The organism is Massilia brevitalea, from assembly GCF_030711405.1.
GTDB lineage: Bacteria > Pseudomonadota > Gammaproteobacteria > Burkholderiales > Burkholderiaceae_D > Telluria > Telluria brevitalea.
The window spans coordinates 112668-130023 of record NZ_JAULSI010000010.1; the positions used below are offsets into that span (position 1 = coordinate 112668).

The 17356-nt window shown below is 67.7% G+C and carries 12 protein-coding genes; 9 read left to right on the plus strand and 3 right to left on the minus strand.

Going from position 1 to position 17356, the window contains the following annotated elements; genetic code table 11:
• Positions 1 to 4: 4 nt before the first annotated feature.
• From nirD to QWL29_RS08470, 3 genes are read left to right on the plus strand one after another with little or no spacing between them, the layout of a single operon-like run.
• Positions 5 to 346: a nitrite reductase small subunit NirD gene (nirD, locus tag QWL29_RS08460; protein WP_305822447.1), complete on the plus strand. Its 342-nt coding sequence runs from the start codon at positions 5 to 7 to the stop codon at positions 344 to 346.
• Entirely contained in the window at positions 331 to 1572 is a 1242-nt protein-coding gene (locus tag QWL29_RS08465; protein ID WP_305822448.1) for an NAD(P)/FAD-dependent oxidoreductase, read from the plus strand. Before nirD ends, QWL29_RS08465 begins: the two co-directional genes overlap by 16 nt.
• Positions 1573 to 1588: 16 nt before the next feature.
• Positions 1589 to 4246: a molybdopterin-dependent oxidoreductase gene (locus QWL29_RS08470; protein ID WP_370663681.1), complete on the plus strand. Its 2658-nt coding sequence runs from the start codon at positions 1589 to 1591 to the stop codon at positions 4244 to 4246.
• 293 nt (positions 4247 to 4539) lie between these two features.
• Here the strand turns inward: QWL29_RS08470 and QWL29_RS08475 are convergent, their stop codons facing one another.
• Both QWL29_RS08475 and QWL29_RS08480 read right to left on the minus strand, forming a co-directional pair.
• On the minus strand, positions 4540 to 4773 hold the full coding sequence (locus tag QWL29_RS08475; protein ID WP_305822450.1) for a hypothetical protein: 234 nt from the start codon (positions 4771 to 4773) through the stop codon (positions 4540 to 4542).
• A 183-nt stretch (positions 4774 to 4956) separates the two neighbouring features.
• Entirely contained in the window at positions 4957 to 5514 is a 558-nt protein-coding gene (locus QWL29_RS08480; protein WP_305822451.1) for a GbsR/MarR family transcriptional regulator, read from the minus strand.
• Between the two features lie 369 nt (positions 5515 to 5883).
• On the opposite strand from QWL29_RS08480, the gene cydD reads away from it, so the two are divergent.
• The 6 genes from cydD (at position 5884) to QWL29_RS08510 (ending at position 15097) form a co-directional block, all read left to right on the plus strand.
• The gene (gene cydD, locus QWL29_RS08485; RefSeq protein WP_441295504.1) at positions 5884 to 7617 is read left to right on the plus strand and encodes a thiol reductant ABC exporter subunit CydD; all 1734 of its coding nucleotides are present in this window, start codon (positions 5884 to 5886) and stop codon (positions 7615 to 7617) included.
• Positions 7614 to 9305, plus strand: a complete 1692-nt coding sequence (locus QWL29_RS08490) for an amino acid ABC transporter ATP-binding/permease protein (RefSeq protein WP_305822452.1) — start codon at positions 7614 to 7616, stop codon at positions 9303 to 9305. Before cydD ends, QWL29_RS08490 begins: the two co-directional genes overlap by 4 nt.
• A 37-nt stretch (positions 9306 to 9342) precedes the next feature.
• Positions 9343 to 10944: a cytochrome ubiquinol oxidase subunit I gene (locus QWL29_RS08495; protein WP_305822453.1), complete on the plus strand. Its 1602-nt coding sequence runs from the start codon at positions 9343 to 9345 to the stop codon at positions 10942 to 10944.
• Between the two features lie 19 nt (positions 10945 to 10963).
• Positions 10964 to 12118, plus strand: a complete 1155-nt coding sequence (gene cydB, locus QWL29_RS08500) for a cytochrome d ubiquinol oxidase subunit II (RefSeq protein WP_305822454.1) — start codon at positions 10964 to 10966, stop codon at positions 12116 to 12118.
• A gap of 28 nt (positions 12119 to 12146) precedes the next feature.
• On the plus strand, positions 12147 to 12251 hold the full coding sequence (gene cydX / locus QWL29_RS08505; RefSeq protein ID WP_305822455.1) for a cytochrome bd-I oxidase subunit CydX: 105 nt from the start codon (positions 12147 to 12149) through the stop codon (positions 12249 to 12251).
• A 371-nt stretch (positions 12252 to 12622) separates the two neighbouring features.
• Positions 12623 to 15097 (plus strand): PAS domain-containing hybrid sensor histidine kinase/response regulator family protein, encoded by a 2475-nt coding sequence (locus tag QWL29_RS08510; protein WP_305822456.1) that lies wholly within the window; start codon positions 12623 to 12625, stop codon positions 15095 to 15097.
• A 1-nt stretch (position 15098) separates the two neighbouring features.
• Here the strand turns inward: QWL29_RS08510 and QWL29_RS08515 are convergent, their stop codons facing one another.
• Positions 15099 to 17282, minus strand: a complete 2184-nt coding sequence (locus QWL29_RS08515; RefSeq protein ID WP_305822457.1) for a TonB-dependent receptor — start codon at positions 17280 to 17282, stop codon at positions 15099 to 15101.
• Between the last annotated feature and the right edge of the window lie 74 nt (positions 17283 to 17356).

Sequence of the window (17356 nt, forward strand, 5' to 3'; positions counted from 1 at the left end):
AGCCATGCATCGGGATATCCAATTGCAGGAGTGGAGCGCGGTATGCGCGCTCGACGACATCGTGCCGGACACCGGCGTGTGCGCGCTGTTCAAGGGGCGCCAGGTCGCCGTGTTCCGGGTGGGAGCGGAGCGCCTGTTCGCCATCGATAACTACGACCCGCATTCGCAGGCGGCCGTGCTGTCGCGCGGGCTGGTGGGCAGCATCGGCGAGCGGGTCGTGGTCGCTTCCCCGATCTACAAGCAGCATTTCGATCTGGCCAGCGGCGAGTGCCTGGAGTCCGCGGCGCACTCGGTGGCCAGTTATCCAGTACGCCTGGAGAACGGCACGGTATGGGTGGCCCTGTGAGTACCGGCTCGCCATGCGCGCGCCTGGTCGTGGTCGGCAACGGCATGGCCGGCATGCGCACGGTCGAGGAAGTGCTGAAGCTGGCGCCGGACCTGTACGACATCACCGTCTTCGGCGCTGAGCCGCACGGGAACTACAACCGCGTGCTGCTGTCTCCGCTGCTGGCCGGCGACAAGGCGCTCGACGAGATCATGCTTCATCCGCGCGCCTGGTACGACCAGCACGGCGTCACCCTGCATGCGGGCGACCCGGTGCTGCGCATCGACCGCAAGCGCCGCGTGGTGGTGTCCGCGTCGGGATTGGAGGCGCCGTATGACCGGCTGCTGCTGGCCACCGGCTCGACACCCTTCATGCTTCCCGTTCCCGGCGCGGAGCTTGAGGGTGTGGTCGGTTTTCGCGACCTGCACGACGTCGACACCATGCTGGCCGCGGCGCGCCAGGGCGGCCGTGCGGTGGTGATCGGCGGCGGCCTGCTCGGGCTGGAAGCGGGCCATGCGCTGCAACGGCGCGGGATGGACGTCACGGTCGTGCATGTGGCGTCGAGCCTGATGAACCAGCAGCTCGATGGCGAAGCGGGCCGGCTGCTGAAGGAGTCGCTGGAGCGCGCCGGCCTGCGCATCCTGCTCGACGCCCAGACCACGGCGATACTTGGCGAGGGCATGGCGGCAGCGGTGCAGTTTGCCGACGGTGCAGAACTGGCGGCCGACCTGGTGGTGATGGCTGCCGGTGTGCGTCCGAACGTGGCGCTGGCGCGCGCCGCCGGGCTGCATTGCGAACGCGCCATCGTGGTCGACGACACCCTGCAAACCTACGACCCGCGCATCTATGCCGTCGGCGAATGCGTGCAGCACCGGCGCGCCACCTTCGGCCTGGTGGCGCCGGTGTGGGAGCAGGCGCGCGTCTGCGCCGCCCACCTGGCCGGCGCCGGCCACCGCCGCTACGTGCAGGCCGCCACCGCCACCAAACTCAAGGTTACGGGCATCGATTTGTACTCGGCCGGTGACATCGCCGGGCGCGCAGGCAGCGAGGAGCTGGTGCTGCGCGACCGCCGCGCCGGCGTCTACAAGCGCCTGGTGCTCGATGGCGCGCGCCTGTCCGGCGCAGTGCTGGTGGGCGACGTGGCCGACGGCCCCTGGTACTTCGACCTGATCCAGCGCGGCGCCGACGTCTCGGCCTTCCGCGAGCAACTGCTGTTCGGCCGCGCCCTGTGCGTGCAGGCCGCCTGAAAGGATACATATGGACATGAGCCTGCCCGTATCGACGGTGCGTACCACCTGCCCGTATTGCGGCGTCGGCTGCGGTGTGACGGCAAGCGTCAAGCCGGGCACGATTCCGATCATCGCCGGCGACAAGGAGCACGCCGCCAACCGCGGTCGCCTGTGCGTGAAGGGCGCGGCGCTGGGCGAGACCCTGGATCTGGAGGGACGGTTGCTGCATCCCCAGGTGAGGGAAAACGGACAGCTGCGCCGCGCGAGCTGGGACGAGGCGCTCGGCCACGTGGCCAGCGGCCTGGCCAGCATCATCGCCGAACACGGGCCGGATGCGGTGGCCTTCTACGTGTCGGGCCAGCTGCTGACCGAAGATTACTACGTCGCCAACAAGCTCATGAAAGGCTACATCGGCAGCGCCAACATCGACACCAATTCGCGCCTGTGCATGTCCTCGTCGGTGGCCGGCCACAAGCGCGCCTTCGGCGAAGACATCGTGCCCGGCTGTTACGAGGACTTCGAGCTGGCCGACATGATCGTGCTGGCCGGCTCGAACGCAGCCTGGTGCCACCCGACGCTGTTCGGGCGCATCCTGCGCGCGAAGGAAGCCAGGCCGTCGCTGCAGATCGTCGTCATCGACCCGCGCCGCACGGCTACCTGCGAGCTGGCCGACCTGCACCTGCCGATCAAGCCCGGCACCGACGTGTGGCTGTTCAACGGGCTGCTGGCCTACCTGGCGCGCGCGGGCAGGGCCGAGACGGACTTCATCGGCGCGCATACCGAAGGACTGGAGGCCGCACTGGCAGCGGCGCAGATCGGCATCGACGAGGTGGCCCGCGCCTGCCGCCTCGATCCGCGCGCCGTACGCGCTTTTTACGAAAGCTTTGCCGCCACGCGCAAGGTCGTCACCGCGTATTCGCAGGGCGTGAACCAGTCGTCGAGCGGCACCGACAAGGTCAACAGCATCATCAACTGCCACCTGCTCACCGGGCGCATCGGCCAGCCCGGCATGGGGCCGTTCTCGCTCACCGGCCAGCCGAATGCGATGGGTGGGCGCGAAGTGGGCGGCCTGGCCAACATGCTGGCGGCGCACATGGAGCTCGACAACGCGCAGCACCGCGAGGCCGTGCGCAGTTTCTGGGATGCGCCGCGTATCGCCTCGCAACCCGGCCTGAAGGCGGTCGATTTGTTCCGCGCGGTGGAAGAGGGCAGCGTGAAGGCGGTCTGGATCATGGGTACCAATCCGCTGGTCAGCCTGCCCGACGCCGACCGCGTGCGCCGCGCGCTCGCCAGGTGCGAGCTTGTGATCGCCAGCGACATCGTGCGCGATACCGACACGAATGCCTGCGCCGACGTGCTGCTGCCGGCCTTGGGCTGGGGCGAAAAGGATGGCACGGTCACCAATTCCGAACGCTGCATCTCGCGCCAGCGCGCCTTCTTGCCGGCGCCGGGTGAGGCGCGCGCCGACTGGCAGTCGCTGTGCGCGGTGGCGCAGCGCATGGGCTATGGCGGCTTCGATTACACGTCGACGCACCAGATTTTCGACGAGCACGCACGGCTCTCAGGCTGGCGCAACGAGGGAGACAATGCGCGCCTGTTCGATTTGTCCGGCCTTGCGGGTCTGGACCGCGCAGCCTACGACGGGCTGGAACCGCTGCAATGGCCGGTCACGCTGCAGGCGCCGGGCGGCAGCACGCGCCTGTTCGGTGACGGCGTTTTTTCGCATGCGAGCGGCAGGGCGCGCTTCATTGCGACCCCGCCGCGCGGGCCAGGGAATTTACCTGATGAAGACTACCCGCTGGCCCTGAACACCGGCCGCGTACGAGACCAGTGGCACACGATGACGCGCACCGGCAAGTCGCCTCGTCTGGGCAGTCATGTGCCGGAACCCTTCATCGACCTGCATCCGCATGACGCCCTGCTGTGCGGCGTGCGCGAGGGAGAGCTGGCGCGCGTGAGCAGCCGCTGGGGCGCCATGGTCGGGCGTGTGACGCACGGCGGCGGCATCGCGCGTGGCGGCGTTTTCGTGCCGATCCACTGGAGCGGGCCGACGGCATCGGACGCGCGCGTCGGGGCGCTGGTCAACCCAGTGGTCGATCCGGTGTCGGGCGAGCCGGAGTTCAAGCACACGCCGGTGAAGGTAGAGCCGTTCGTGGTGGAGTGGCAGGCGTTTGTGCTGAGCCGCAGCATGCCGAGGCTCGATGCGCTCACCTGGTGGACGCGCGTGCAGGGCGAGGCTTACCTGCGTTTCGAGGCGGCCGGGCGCGGGGCGGTGGATGGGGAGTGGGCGCGTGCGCTGCTCGGTGTGGACGCTGGCGCGGACTGGATCGAGTACGAGGACCGTGGGGCGGGCGTGTATCGGGCGGCTTACCTGGTCGATGGCCGCCTGCAGGCATGTGTGATGGTGGCAAGAGCGGGGGCGCTGCCGCCGCGTGAATGGCTGGGCGGCCTGTTTGGGCAGGAGATATTGGGTGCGGGCGAACGCGCGGTGCTGCTCGCGGGGCGGCCCGCGCAGGCGGGTGCGGATGCGGGGCCGACGGTGTGTGCCTGTTTTGGCGTGGGGCGGAATACGATTTGCACGGCGATCCGTGAACGGAAACTACGCAGCACATCGGAGGTGACGGCTTGCCTGAAGGCGGGCGGGAATTGTGGCTCCTGTCTACCGGAGATCGGCAGGCTGCTTGCTACGTAGGGTGGGCACTCCGTGCCCACGCGGTTACGTGTTTGTCCGGAGTTCGTGGCCGTGATGACTCGCTCCGCGGCGTGTCCATGGTCTGAACGCTAACGAGACGCTTTTAAGCCGCCAACACAATGCTACACGCGCGTCAAAATATGCGGTAACGGTGATCATCGTTCCGCGTGGGCACGGGGTGCCCACCCTACGACCAGCGACGCCAAAAACGTCGCTGCGGTTGCAGTTGAAACGCCATGAAAAAAGCGCAGCCTCGGCTGCGCTCCATTCGTTCTTCCTTTGACTACCGCTGCTTAGCGGTTCGCGAAGTAACGCAGTTCCGCCGCCAGGTTTGGCGAGTGCGCTTCCGACTCGGCTGCCAATGCCAGCATCTCGCGGCGGCCAGCCTGCTCGTCGCTGTTATGCGCGAACCAGCCGCCGTGTGCGGTGAACAGCTGTTCGCAGAAGCTGCGCGCCGTCACGAACAGGGCGCCGATGTCATGGCGCAGGCTTGGCTCTTGGGTATGGGTAATCGTTGCTGCATTCATGGTCGGCTCCGGTAAATACTGTGATGTTGCAGTGCAGTATAAATGCCTCAGATCCATAAATAAACTTTCGGTTCGTGATACCAGCGATACGAATCCCGAATAATGTTGCGGCGCCGCAACTCAGCCGCAACTCAACCGCAACTCAACCGCAACTCAACCGCAACTCAGCCGCAAGTCAGCCATTCATTCGTCGTCGTTCGCCTTCCCATTCCCCAGCAGCCGATCCTTGACAGTCAATAAACGCTGCACCTTGGCCCCCATCTTCATCAGCTGCGCCAACGATTCCGGCGACAGGCGCTGCAGATCGTCGAACCAGTTGTTCGCCAGATCGACCAGTTCGTGCATCTCGCCCATGCGCTGCTGGGCAAACTTGTCTTCCGGCGTCTTGGCCTTGACCAGCAGCGATTCGCGCAACACCGACAAGGTAGGCGCCACTTCGCGCCGGCGCCGTTCGGCCGCCACCACGCGGAAGATTTCCCACACGTCGCCCAGCGAGGTGAAGTATTCGCGGCGGTCGCCGGGAATGCGGCTCAGGCGCACCAGGCCCCAGGACTGCAATTCCTTCAAGCCGATGCTGACGTTCGAGCGCGAGATGCCCAGCTTTTCGCCGATGTCGTCGGCGTGCAGCTGCTGCTCGGTCACGAAGAGCAGGGCATAGATCTGGCCCACGGTGCGATTGATGCCCCAGCGGCTACCCATCTCGCCGAAGTGGCTGACAAAACTCTGGACTAATGGCGTCACGGTCGAGAACTTTTCGAAAATTTGGAAACTTCGATTATCTCACGCGCTCTGGAATTCCCGACTAAGCCGCTGGCCTTCTCGTGACAAGCCAACATTTCCGCTGCATACTTTCACTGTTTTCTGAAAATTCAGAAGTTTTTACAGATTGTGAAACTTGTGCGGACAGGGATCATCCCCGGCCGGTATCACTGCAAAGCTGACAGTATGGATTCGCATCGTGCCCGTTGTACCGTTTTCCGGACCGCCCTCTGCGCGCTTCGTCCGGGCCGCCTTCTCGTCTTTTCTTCCGGTCGCGCGCCACCGCCTTAGCCCGCGCTAGCCCGAACACGCGGCCCCAGCGCCGCATCCCAGAACCACCGGAGAAACACCATGCTCTCGAACAGACGCCGTGGCGCGGACGCGCACGCCCCTGCGCAGCAGGACAAGGCCCCATCCGCTCGCCGCCAGCCAGCTGGCAGCCGCGCCGGCGCCATGGCGCAAGCCGCCGCCGCACTGCTGTGGATCGCCCAGGCGGCGCTGCTGGCCAACGCGGTCGGCCGCCTTGCCGATGGCGCCGGCCTCGACGCGGTGATCCTTCCGGCACTCAGCTTCCTGCTGCTGGGCCTGGCCCGCGCCAGCCTCGACGCCTGGGGCGCACGCCGCGTGTTCGCGGCTGCCCGCAGCTGGTTGAGCGGCCTGCGTGCCGGCGCCGCCGATGCCCTGGCGCGCCGCTCGCCGCTGGACCGCACGCGTCCCGCCTCGGGCCAGGCTGCCAGCATCCTGGCCGAACAGGCCGAGGCCGTGCTGCCCTGGCTGCTGCGCTACCAGGGTGCGCGCTGGCGCGTCATGCTGGTGCCGCCAGTGATCGCGCTGGCGGTCGCTTGTTTGTCCTGGGCCGCGGCGCTGATCCTGGTGCTGGCCGCGCCGCTGATCCCCCTCTTCATGGCCGTCATCGGCTGGCGCGCCAAGGCTGCCAGCGAAGCGCAGCTGCAGCTCGTCGGCGGCATGAACGGCTTCCTGCTCGACCGCCTGCGCGGCCTGTCGACCCTGCGCGCGCTCGGCGCCGTCGACACCACCGCGCGCCGCCTGCACGACACTGCCCAGGCCCTGCGCCGGGGCACCATGCGCGTGCTGCGCATCGCCTTCCTGTCGTCCACCGCGCTGGAACTGTTCTCGGCGCTGGCCGTCGCCCTGGTAGCAGTGTATGTCGGCTTCCACTTGCTCGGCCAGATCGACGGCGGCAGCTGGGGCGTGCGCCTGCGCCTGGAGCAGGGCATGTTCATCCTGATGCTGGCGCCGGCCTTTTTCGAGCCGCTGCGCGACCTGGCCGCGGCCTGGCACGACAAGGCTGCGGGCGAAGCGGCGCTCGAGGCGCTGCACAAGCTGCAAGCCCCAGCACCGATCCTGCCCGGCGCGCTGGATGATGCGCAAGACGCAGCAGCGGAGGGCATCGCCGCGCCAAGCCTGGCGATTGCCGGCCTGCGTTTTGCCCACCCCGGCGAAACGCCGCTGTTCGACGGCTTCACGCTCGATATCGCGCCGGGCGAACACGTCGCCCTGGTCGGCGCCAGCGGCAGCGGCAAGACCACGCTGCTGTCGCTGGTCGCTGGCCTGGCGCAGGCGCAAGGCGGCAGCATCCGCATCGGCGGCGTCATGCTGGACGACAGCAGCACCGCCGGCCTGCGCACGCGCATGGCCTGGGTCGGCCAGAAGCCGCACGTGTTCGCCGGCACGGTGCGCGGCAACGTGGCGCTGGGCCGCGCCGGCGTGACGCCGCTGGCGGTAACGGCCGCGGTGCGCCGCGCCGGCCTGGCCGATGTCGAACACGCCGCGCCGCACGAAGCGCTGGGGGAGGGCGGTATCGGCCTGTCCGGCGGCGAGCTGGTACGCCTGGCGCTGGCGCGCGCCGCCGTCGCCCCGCACGCCAGCCTGCTGCTGGCCGACGAACCCACCGCCCACCTCGACCGCGACACCGCCGCCGGCGTCGTCGATGCGCTGCTTGAGCTGGCGCGCGGCCGCACGCTGGTCGTCGCCACCCACGACCTGGCGCTCGCGGCGCGCATCGGCCGCATCGTGCACGTCGGCCGTCTTGGCGAGCAGGGCATGCAGGAGGAAGCAGCATGAAACACCACCACGACTTCGTTACCGTGCTGCGCCTGTTCATGCGCAGCGACGCGCGCCGCCTGCTGCTGGGCGCGGGCCTGTCCACCCTCACCGTGCTGGCGGGGATCGCGCTGCTGGGCGTCTCCGGCTGGTTCATCACGGCCACAGGCCTGGCCGGCCTGTCAGCCGCGGCGGCCCTGGCCTTCAATGTCTTCGTGCCGAGCGCCGGCATCCGCCTGCTGGCACTTGGCCGCACCTTCGGCCGCTATGCCGAGCGCCTGGTCACCCATGACGCCACCCTCGGCGTGCTGGCGTCGCTGCGCGTCACACTGTTCCGCGGCTGGGCCGAACCGCAGGCCGCACGCGCGCTGCTGCTGCGCCCTGGCCGCCTGCTGTTCCGCCTGACCGGCGACATCGACGCACTGGAAGCGGTCTACCTGCGCCTGCTGGTGCCGCTGGCCGCCACCTTCGGCGCGGCGCTGCTGGCCGGCCTGCTGCTCGCCATCCTCGACTGGCGGCTGAGTGCATTTGTATTCGTCTGGCTGCTGGCATGCGGCTGGGGCGTCGCCGCCTGGACCGCAGGCCGCGCTCGTCCGCTGGCGCTGCGCCGCGTGCAGATGACCGAACGCCTGCGCGCCGGCGCCATCGACCTGAGCGCCGGCCAGACCGACCTGGCCCTGGCTGGCCGCCTGCCGGCGCAATGCGCGGCCCTGCAGCAGACCGACGCCCGCCTGGCGCGCGGCGACGACGCTTTGCACCGGCTGGAAACCCGCGCCGGCTGGCTGCATGCCGTGGCCGGCCACGCGACGGTGGCACTGGTGCTGCTGGCGGCCGGCGCGCTGGCCGGGCAGGGCCAGCTCGATGCGCCGCTGTCCGCGCTGGCCCTGCTCACCGCACTGGCCGCTCTGGAACCGTTCGCGGCGCTGCGCCGCGGCGCCATCGAGGCGGCGCGCAGCGCGCTGGCCGCACGCCGCCTGGCGCCGCGCCTGCGCGCAGACGCCACGCAGACGCAGGCTGCCGGCCGCACCGAGGCTGGCGAAGCACTGCGCATGGACCGGGTGGGCGTCACCCACGCCGGCCGTGCCCAAGCCGCGCTGCACGCCATCGACCTGCGCATCGCAGCCGGCGAACGCGTTGCCGTGATCGGCGCCAGCGGCGCCGGCAAGTCGACGCTGCTGGCGCTGGCCGCCGGCGAACTGGCGCCGCAGTCGGGCCGGGTGGCGGCATCGCCCTGCACCTGGCTGACCCAGCGCACCGAACTGTTCCAGGACAGCCTGCGCGACAACCTGCGCCTGGCCGACCCGCAAGCCTCCGATGCCCAGTTGTGGAGCGTGCTGCAGGCGGCCGGCCTGGCCGAAGACGTGCGCCGCCTGGCGCAGGGCCTGGACACGCCGCTGGGCGAGGGCGGCCTGGGCCTGTCGGGCGGGCAGTCGCGGCGCCTGGCGCTGGCGCGCCTGCTGCTGCGCGATGCCGGCTTCTGGCTGCTCGACGAACCGACCGAAGGCCTGGACAGCGCCACCGCCGCCGACGTGCTGGCGCGTTTGAATCGCCACGCCGAAGGCCGCACCCTGCTGATCGCCACCCATCTGCGCTGCGAAGCCGCGCTGGGCGAACGCCTGCTCGTGATGCAGGGCGGGCGCATCGTGGCCGACCTGCGGCGCGGCGCCCCTGATTACGACGCGGCGCTTGCACGCCTGCGCCAACACTGAACCTACCCACTTCAACAAGAAAAGAAAGGCTCTCACCATGGATCTCGATGTCGTCGGGCTCTCCCGGCTACAGTTTGCCCTTACGGCGCTGTACCACTTTTTGTTCGTGCCCCTGACCCTCGGGCTGTCGATGCTGGTTGCCATCATGGAGACGGTCTATGTGATGACCAACCGCCCCATCTGGCGCCAGATGACCAAGTTCTGGGGCGTTTTGTTCGGGATTAACTTCGCCATCGGTGTTTCCACCGGCCTGGTGATGGAATTCCAGTTCGGGATGAACTGGAGCTACTACAGCCACTACGTGGGCGACGTCTTCGGCGCCCCGCTGGCGCTCGAAGGCCTGATGGCCTTCTTCCTCGAAGCGACCTTTGTCGGACTGTTCTTCTTCGGCTGGGACAGGCTCTCGAAGCGCGCCCACCTGATCGTGACCTGGCTGACCGCCATCGGCACCAACTTCTCGGCGCTGTGGATCCTGATCGCCAACGGCTGGATGCAGAACCCGGTCGGCGCCGCCCTCAACCCGCAGACCATGCGCATGGAAGTCACCGACTTCTACGCCGTGCTGACCAACCCGGTGGCCCAGGCCAAGTTCGTGCATACCGTCTCGGCCGGCTACGTGATCGCCGCCTTTTTCGTGCTCGGCATCTCGGCCTGGTTCCTGCTCAAGGGACGCCACGCCGAGCTCGCCAAGCGCTCGATGACGGTGGCCGCTTCCTTTGGCCTGGCCGCTTCGATGTCGGTGGTGGTGCTGGGCGACGAAAGCGGCTACCTGTCGACCGAACACCAGAAGATGAAGCTGGCCGCGATCGAAGCCATGTGGCACACCGAGCCGGCGCCGGCCGCGTTCACCGCCTTCGGCTTCCCCGACCAGGCCGCGCGCGAGACCCATTATTCGATCCACATCCCCTGGGTGATGGGCCTGATCGGCACGCGCTCGCTGGACGGCCAGATTCCCGGCATCCACGATCTCGTGCAACTGGCCGAGGCGCGCATTCGCCAGGGCATCGTGGCCTACGACGCGCTCGAACAGATCCGCGCGCTTGGCGGCAAGGGCCCGGTCCCGGCCGAACTGCAAGCCACATTCGAAGCGCACGGCCAGCAGCTGGGCTATGCGCTGCTCCTGAAGCGCTACATCGACGATCCGCGCCAGGCCACCGACGCGCAGATCGCGCTGGCCGCCGGCGACACCGTGCCGCAGGTCGCGCCGCTGTTCTGGTCCTTCCGCGTGATGGTCGGCCTGGGCATCTACTTCATCGCCTTTACCGCCGTGTTCTTCGTGCTGTCGGCGCGCCGCCAGCTCGACACCTACCCGTGGCTGCTGAAGCTCGCCGTGTGGTCGCTGCCGCTGCCGTGGATCGCCGCCGAAGCCGGCTGGATCGTGGCCGAGCTGGGCCGCCAGCCCTGGGCCATCGAAGGCGTGCTGCCGACGGCGGTGGCGGTGTCGAACCTCGGCATCGGCACCGTCCTCGGCACGCTGCTCGGCTTTGTCGTGCTGTACACGATCCTGATCATCGTCGAGATGAAGCTGATGCTGAAAGCCATCCGCAAGGGGCCCGAGGCCGACGATGCACCGGACATGCCGCTTGCCGGCGAAGTCCGCGTCGCGGCGCCACGCAACGCCAGCCTGCAGCCATCCTGACACTCCGGAGACAACAACCATGATTCTTCATACACTGCTCGACTACGACGTATTGCGCGTCATCTGGTGGATTCTGCTGGGCGTGCTGCTGATCGCCTTTGCCGTGACCGACGGCTTCGACCTCGGCACCGGCACCTTGCTGCCCTTCGTGGCGAAAAACGACCTGGAACGCCGGGTCGTGATCAACTCCATCGGCCCGGTCTGGGAAGGCAACCAGGTCTGGCTGGTGCTGGGCGGCGGCGCCATCTTCGCCGCCTGGCCGCAGCTGTACGCGGTGTCGTTCTCGGGCTTCTATCTCGCCATGTTCGCGGTGCTGTTCGCCCTGATCCTGCGTCCGGTCGGCTTCAAATACCGCAGCAAGCACGAAGGGGCGCGCTGGCGCAGCACCTGGGACTGGCTGCTGTTCGTCGGTGGTTTCGTGCCGTCGCTGATCTTCGGCGTGGCCCTCGGTAACGTGCTGCAGGGCGTGCCTTTCCGCCTGACGCCGGACATGCAGATCTTCTACGACGGCGGCTTCTTCGGCCTGCTCAACCCCTTTGCGCTGCTGTGCGGGCTGGTGTCGGTGGCGATGCTGGTGATGCACGGCGCCAGCTGGCTGGCGCTGAAGACCGAGGGCGCCGTCGCCTCGCGCGCCCGCAACTGGGGCATGTGCGCGGCCGTGGCCGTGGTGGCGCTGTATGCGCTGGCCGGCTGGGTGTTGTGGCGCTTTGTCGATGGCTACCGCATCACGAGCGAAGTCGTGACGACCGGCGCCTCGAATCCGCTGTTCAAGACGGTGGCGGGGCAGGGCGGCGCCTGGTTCGCCAACTACGCTGCCCATCCGTGGACGGTGGCGGCGCCGGTGCTGGGCTTCGTTGGCGCCGTGCTGGCGCTGCTTGGCCTGGCGCGCCGCTGGGAAGGCTGGACCATGGTGTTCAGCAGCCTGTCGATTGCCGGCATCATCCTCAGCGTGGGCGCGTCGATGTTCCCCTTCATCCTGCCGTCGTCGATCCAGGGCGCGGCCAGTTTGACGGTGTGGGATGCCTCGTCGAGCCACCTGACGCTGTTCATCATGCTGGTCGGCAGCTGCATCTTCCTGCCGATCATCATCGGCTATACCAGCTGGGTCTACAAGGTTTTGTGGGGCAAGGTCGATGCGGATGGCATCCGCGACGGCAAGGGCCACGCCTACTAATTACTGATATTGAATAAGGAGTCTGATCATGTGGTATTTCGCCTGGATCCTCGGCCTGCCGCTGGCGGCCGCTTTCGCGGTGTTGAACGCGATGTGGTTCGAACTGGTGGACGACGACAAGCGCAGGGCTTGAGTCTTATTTCCGGCGCGCCACCCAGGCGCGCTTCGATCGGTTCAATTGGTCCACATGCTGGCGTACGCTGGTCGACGGCGCCAGGTGGATCAGTTCGCAGCTCGCCAGGACGAGGGCCTGGACAGCGCGCGGCCGGCACGGTCATGACCTCGTACATCCGCAAGAACGACAAGACCCTGCTGAACCGGATGCGTCACGCGTTCTGAACGGATGTGATGCAGGGCCGGTCCGGGGGACAGCGTGCCGCTTCCGGTGCGAGACGATGGGCAAATATGTGCAAAAATCACGCTTGCTCATACATTCCCGTCTCGTGTTTTTATGTATCAACTTCCCCTGCGCCCAGTGCGCTTCAGCCAGCGCCAGGTGGGCGCGTGAGTGCGGTTCTCTCCGATTTGGAGACCTTCGACTGGAGCACGACACCCCTTGGGCCGCGCGCGCAGTGGCCTGCGTCGCTCGAGGCGATCTTCGCCATGATGCTGGGGACGCCGCGCGCCATGTGCGCGACCTGGGGTCCCGAGCAAACGCTGCTCTACAACGCCGCCTATGTGCCGTTCCTGGCCAAGCGCCATCCGGCGGCGCTCGGGCAGCCGATCTCCGTCGTGTGGTCGGAAATATGGCGCGACATTGGTCCGCTCATCGAGCGCGTGCTCGGCGGCGAGGCGGTGAGCTTTGTCGACATGCACCTGGTCATGACGCGCAATGGCTATGACGAGGATACCTGGTGGTCCTTTGCCTACAGTCCGCTGCGTGACGGCAGGCGGATCATGGGCATCCTCAACATCGCGAACGAAAGCACCGCCGGGGTCATCGCGGCACGCCAGCGCGATGCGGCGGAAATCGAGCTACGCGCACGCAACATCGCGCTCGAGCAGGAAGTCTTCAAGCGCCGGGAGGCGGCCAACCGCTTCTCCACGCTGATCGAACACTTGCCGGTCGGCGTCTGCCTGCTCGACGGCGATGGCCAGCCCGTGTTGAGCAACCCCGTGTTCCGCAAATTCCTGCCCGATTATCCCCGTCCTGCCCACGGCGCGGGCACCGGGCAGGAGCACTGGCGCGGTTACGACGCCCAAGGACGCCTGCTCACGCCCGAACGCTACCCGAGCGCACGGGCCCTGCGCGGCGAGCTGGTCGTGCCCGGCGACGAATTCCTGCTGGCGAAGGACGATGGGACCGAGGTATGGGTCGCGATCAGCGCGGTGCCGCTGGCCGACAGCGACGGCGGCCAGGCCGGCATCATCCTGGTGCTCGACGACATCAACCAGCGCAAGCGCATCCTGATCGACCTCGAACGGCAGGTCGCGGAGCGTTCCCAGGACCGCAATGCGCTCTGGACGCTGTCGTCCGACATCATGTTGCGCTGTACCTTCGATGGCGTCATTACCGCCACTAACCCGGCCTGGAGCGTCGTGCTGGGCTGGCGCGAACATGAGCTGGTCGGTTCCAACCTGTTCGATTTGATCCACCCCGACGACATGGCGCATACCGCCGCAGGCGCGCAGGAACTGTCAGGCGGTATCAGCCACCAGCGCTTCGACAACCGCTATCGCCACCGCGACGGCAGTTATCGCTGGATCTCGTGGTCCACGCGTTCGCACGATGGCCTGATCAACGCCGTAGGCCGCGACATCACGCGCGACAAGGACCAGATGGCCGAACTCGAGACGATGCAGAACGCCCTGCGCCAGAGCCAGAAAATGGAAGCGGTGGGCCAGCTCACCGGCGGCCTGGCGCATGACTTCAACAACCTGCTGGCCGGTATTTCCGGCGCCCTGCAGCTGATGCAGATGCGCATGCAGCAGGGACGCTTCAACGACTTCGAGCGCTACATCACGACGGCGCTGGGAGCATCGCGCAGGGCGGCGGCCCTGACGCACCGCTTGCTGGCCTTCTCGCGCCAGCAGACGCTGACACCGAAGGCCACGAACGTGAACCGGCTGGTGGCCGACATGCAGGAGCTGATCCAGCGCACCGTGGGGCCGGCGATTCCGATCGAGGTCGTGTGCGTGTCCGATGCCTGGACCGCCCTGGTCGACGCCTCGCAATTGGAGAACGCGTTGCTGAACCTGTGCATCAATGCGCGCGATGCGATGCCCGATGGCGGCCGCATCACCGTCGAAACCGCCAACAAGTGGATCGACGAACGCGCCGCGCGCAAGCAGAACATGGAGCAGGGCCAGTACCTTTCCTTGTGCGTGAGCGATACCGGCACCGGCATGTCGCCGGAGGTCATCGCACGGGCATTCGAACCCTTCTTCACCACCAAGCCCATCGGCCAGGGGACCGGGCTCGGGCTGTCGATGATCTATGGATTCGCCCAGCAGTCCGGCGGGCAGGTGCGCATCTATTCCGAGGTGGGGCAGGGCACGACCGTGTGCATCTACTTGCCGCGCCAATATGGCGACAGCGTCGACGACGATACCGAAGTCGCGGCCGCGGTGACGGAGTTCAGGCAGTCCGGGCAGGTCGCCACCGTGCTGATCGTGGACGACGAGCCGACGGTGAGGATGCTCGTCATCGACATCCTGCAAGACCTCGGCCTGGCCTGGATCGAAGCGGCCGACAGCGCGACCGGCCTCAAGATCCTGCAGTCGGATGCGCGGGTCGACATGCTGATTTCGGATGTCGGCCTGCCGGGCGGCATGAACGGGCGCCAGATGGCCGACGCCGGGCGCGTCAAGCGGCCCGGATTGCAGGTGCTGTTCATCACGGGCTATGCAGAGAACGCCGTGCTTAACAACGGCTACCTGGAGCCGGGCATGGCGGTGCTCACCAAGCCGTTTTCGATGGACACGATGGCGGAGCGGATCCGGTCGATGATCGAGACCGGCTTGCGCTCCGGGGGCTGAATCAGAAATCGACCGTGCCGGTCAGCGAGAACGTCCGCGGCGCGCCGACCACCAGGTAGCCGCTGCCCGGGAAGCCGCCCACCGACGCCCAGTAGTTCTTGTCCGCCACGTTGTTCACGCGCGCGCGCAGCGTGACCTCGCGCTCCATGACGCGCAGCGCGTAACTGGCGCCCAGGTCGAAGCGGGTCCAGGACGGCACTTCCTTCGTATTCGCGCCATCGGCAAACTGGGTCGACGTGTACAGCGCACGCGCATTCAGGCTCAGGCCATCGACGTAGGGCACATCCCACTCGCCGCCCAGGTTGAGCTGGGTCTTCGGCACGCCGATCGCATCCTTGCCCTGGTTGAGGCCACCGGCGGTGGTGACCTGCTCGGTATCGAGCAGCGTCAGGCCGCCCAGCACGCGCACGCCGCGCAGCGGCACGCCGAACACGGACAGTTCCAGGCCGCGGTTGCGCTGCTCGCCGTTCACGCCGAAGAGCCTGCCGACGACGAAGGCCGACGGTTGCGCGACCGTGAACAGCGCCGCGCTCATGCCGAGCCTGCCGGCGTCGTATTTGACGCCGATTTCCTTCTGCTTCGAGCGGTAGGGTGCGAATGCCTCGCCCACGTTGTCGATATCCGTGCCTGCCGCAACAGGACCGGGCTGCAGCGCCTCGATATAGTTCGCGTATAGCGACACACCCTTGACCGGCTTGTAAACCAGGCCGACCACCGGCGTGTTCGCCGTTTCGTCGTAGCGCGCGGTGCGTGCGCCGGTGATGTAGCTGAAGCTGCCCGAGCGGATGCGCTGGTGGCGCACGCCGACCGTCAACAGCACGCTGTCGTCCAGCATGGCCAGGGTATCGGCCACTGCATAACTGGCCAGGTCGCTGGTCATCGTCACCTGAGGATCGGTCATGCTGCCGCCCACCGTTGGCGTGGGCGTGACGGATGGGTAGTCGACCGGACGGTAGATATTCGTGGCCTGGGCGGGGCCGGTCGCATAGCCGTTGCGCGAGGACAGCGAGAAGGCCGAAGCCGTCGCGCTGAGCGTATGCTTGACGGCGCCGGTGCGCAGCATGCCGCGCACGCCGACTTCGCCGGTGCGCACCGTGTCGTGGCGCACGTTGTCGAAGCGGGACATGCTGGTCGTGCCGTTGGCATTGCTGACCCGTGGCGACGCGAGTTCATTGTGTTCGTCGCCGCTGCGGGCGCCGAAGGCGGCCCAGGCCACCACGTCCTGCGCCAGGTCGACCTCACCGCGCACGGTGCCGAAGGTGTCGCGTTCGCTGGAAACGGTCCACGGCTGGCCGAAGTTGCTGGTCGAGGAGGGCGGCGCGATCATCGGCACGGTCGCCAGCAGGGTCACGGCCGGACGCGGGTTGTGCAGCGCGTGCTCCTGGTAGCCGACGTCCGCCGACAGCCGGTAGCCATCGCCGCGGTAGTCCATGCCGACTGCCAGCACGTCGAGCTTGCGCGACTCGCGGTCGACGGCGGTGTCGCCCTCGCGGTGCGCGGCATTCACGCGCAGGCCAAGGCGCTCGCCTTCGCCGAAACGGCGCGAGACGTCGGCGGCCACATAACCCTGGCCGCCCGATTCGACGCCCGCCGTCACCTGCGTCAGCGGTTTCGTGGCCGCACGCTTCGGCAGCAGATTGATGGTGCCGCCGATGCCGCCGCCGCCCGGCGCTGCACCGTTGACGAAGGCGCTGGCGCCACGGAACACTTCCACGCGTTCCAGCAATTCGGCCGAGACGAACTGGCGCGGCAGCAGGCCGAACAGGCCGTTGTACGCGAGGTCGTCCGAATTGACGGCGAAGCCGCGGATCACGTACAGCTCCTGGAAGTTACCCGAGCCGCGCGCCACGCGCACCGATGGATCGTTCTGCACCACGTCGGCCACGCTGCGCGCCTGCTGGTCCTGGATCACGCCGAGGGTGTAGTTGGTGGTGTTGAACGGCGTGTCCATCATGTCCACGTTGCCGAGCAGGCCGAGGCGGCCGCCGCGCGCCACCTGGCCGCCGGCATACGCCGCCGGCAAGCCCTGGGCGGATGCGTCAGCCGAGGCGGTGACGACGACGGTTGCCATCGGCTCGGCGGCGGTGTCGCTGTCGGCAGGGGTGCTTTGCGCGATGGCACTGGCAGAGGTCATCAGGAGGGCGGCGAGGGCCAGCGGAGTCAGCGCAAAACGGGCAGGAGTCATCAGGTGGGGAAGTTGGTCTAGATGAGAATGGTTCGCATTATATGCGGAATGGGTTGCCGGGGTAAATGCGAACC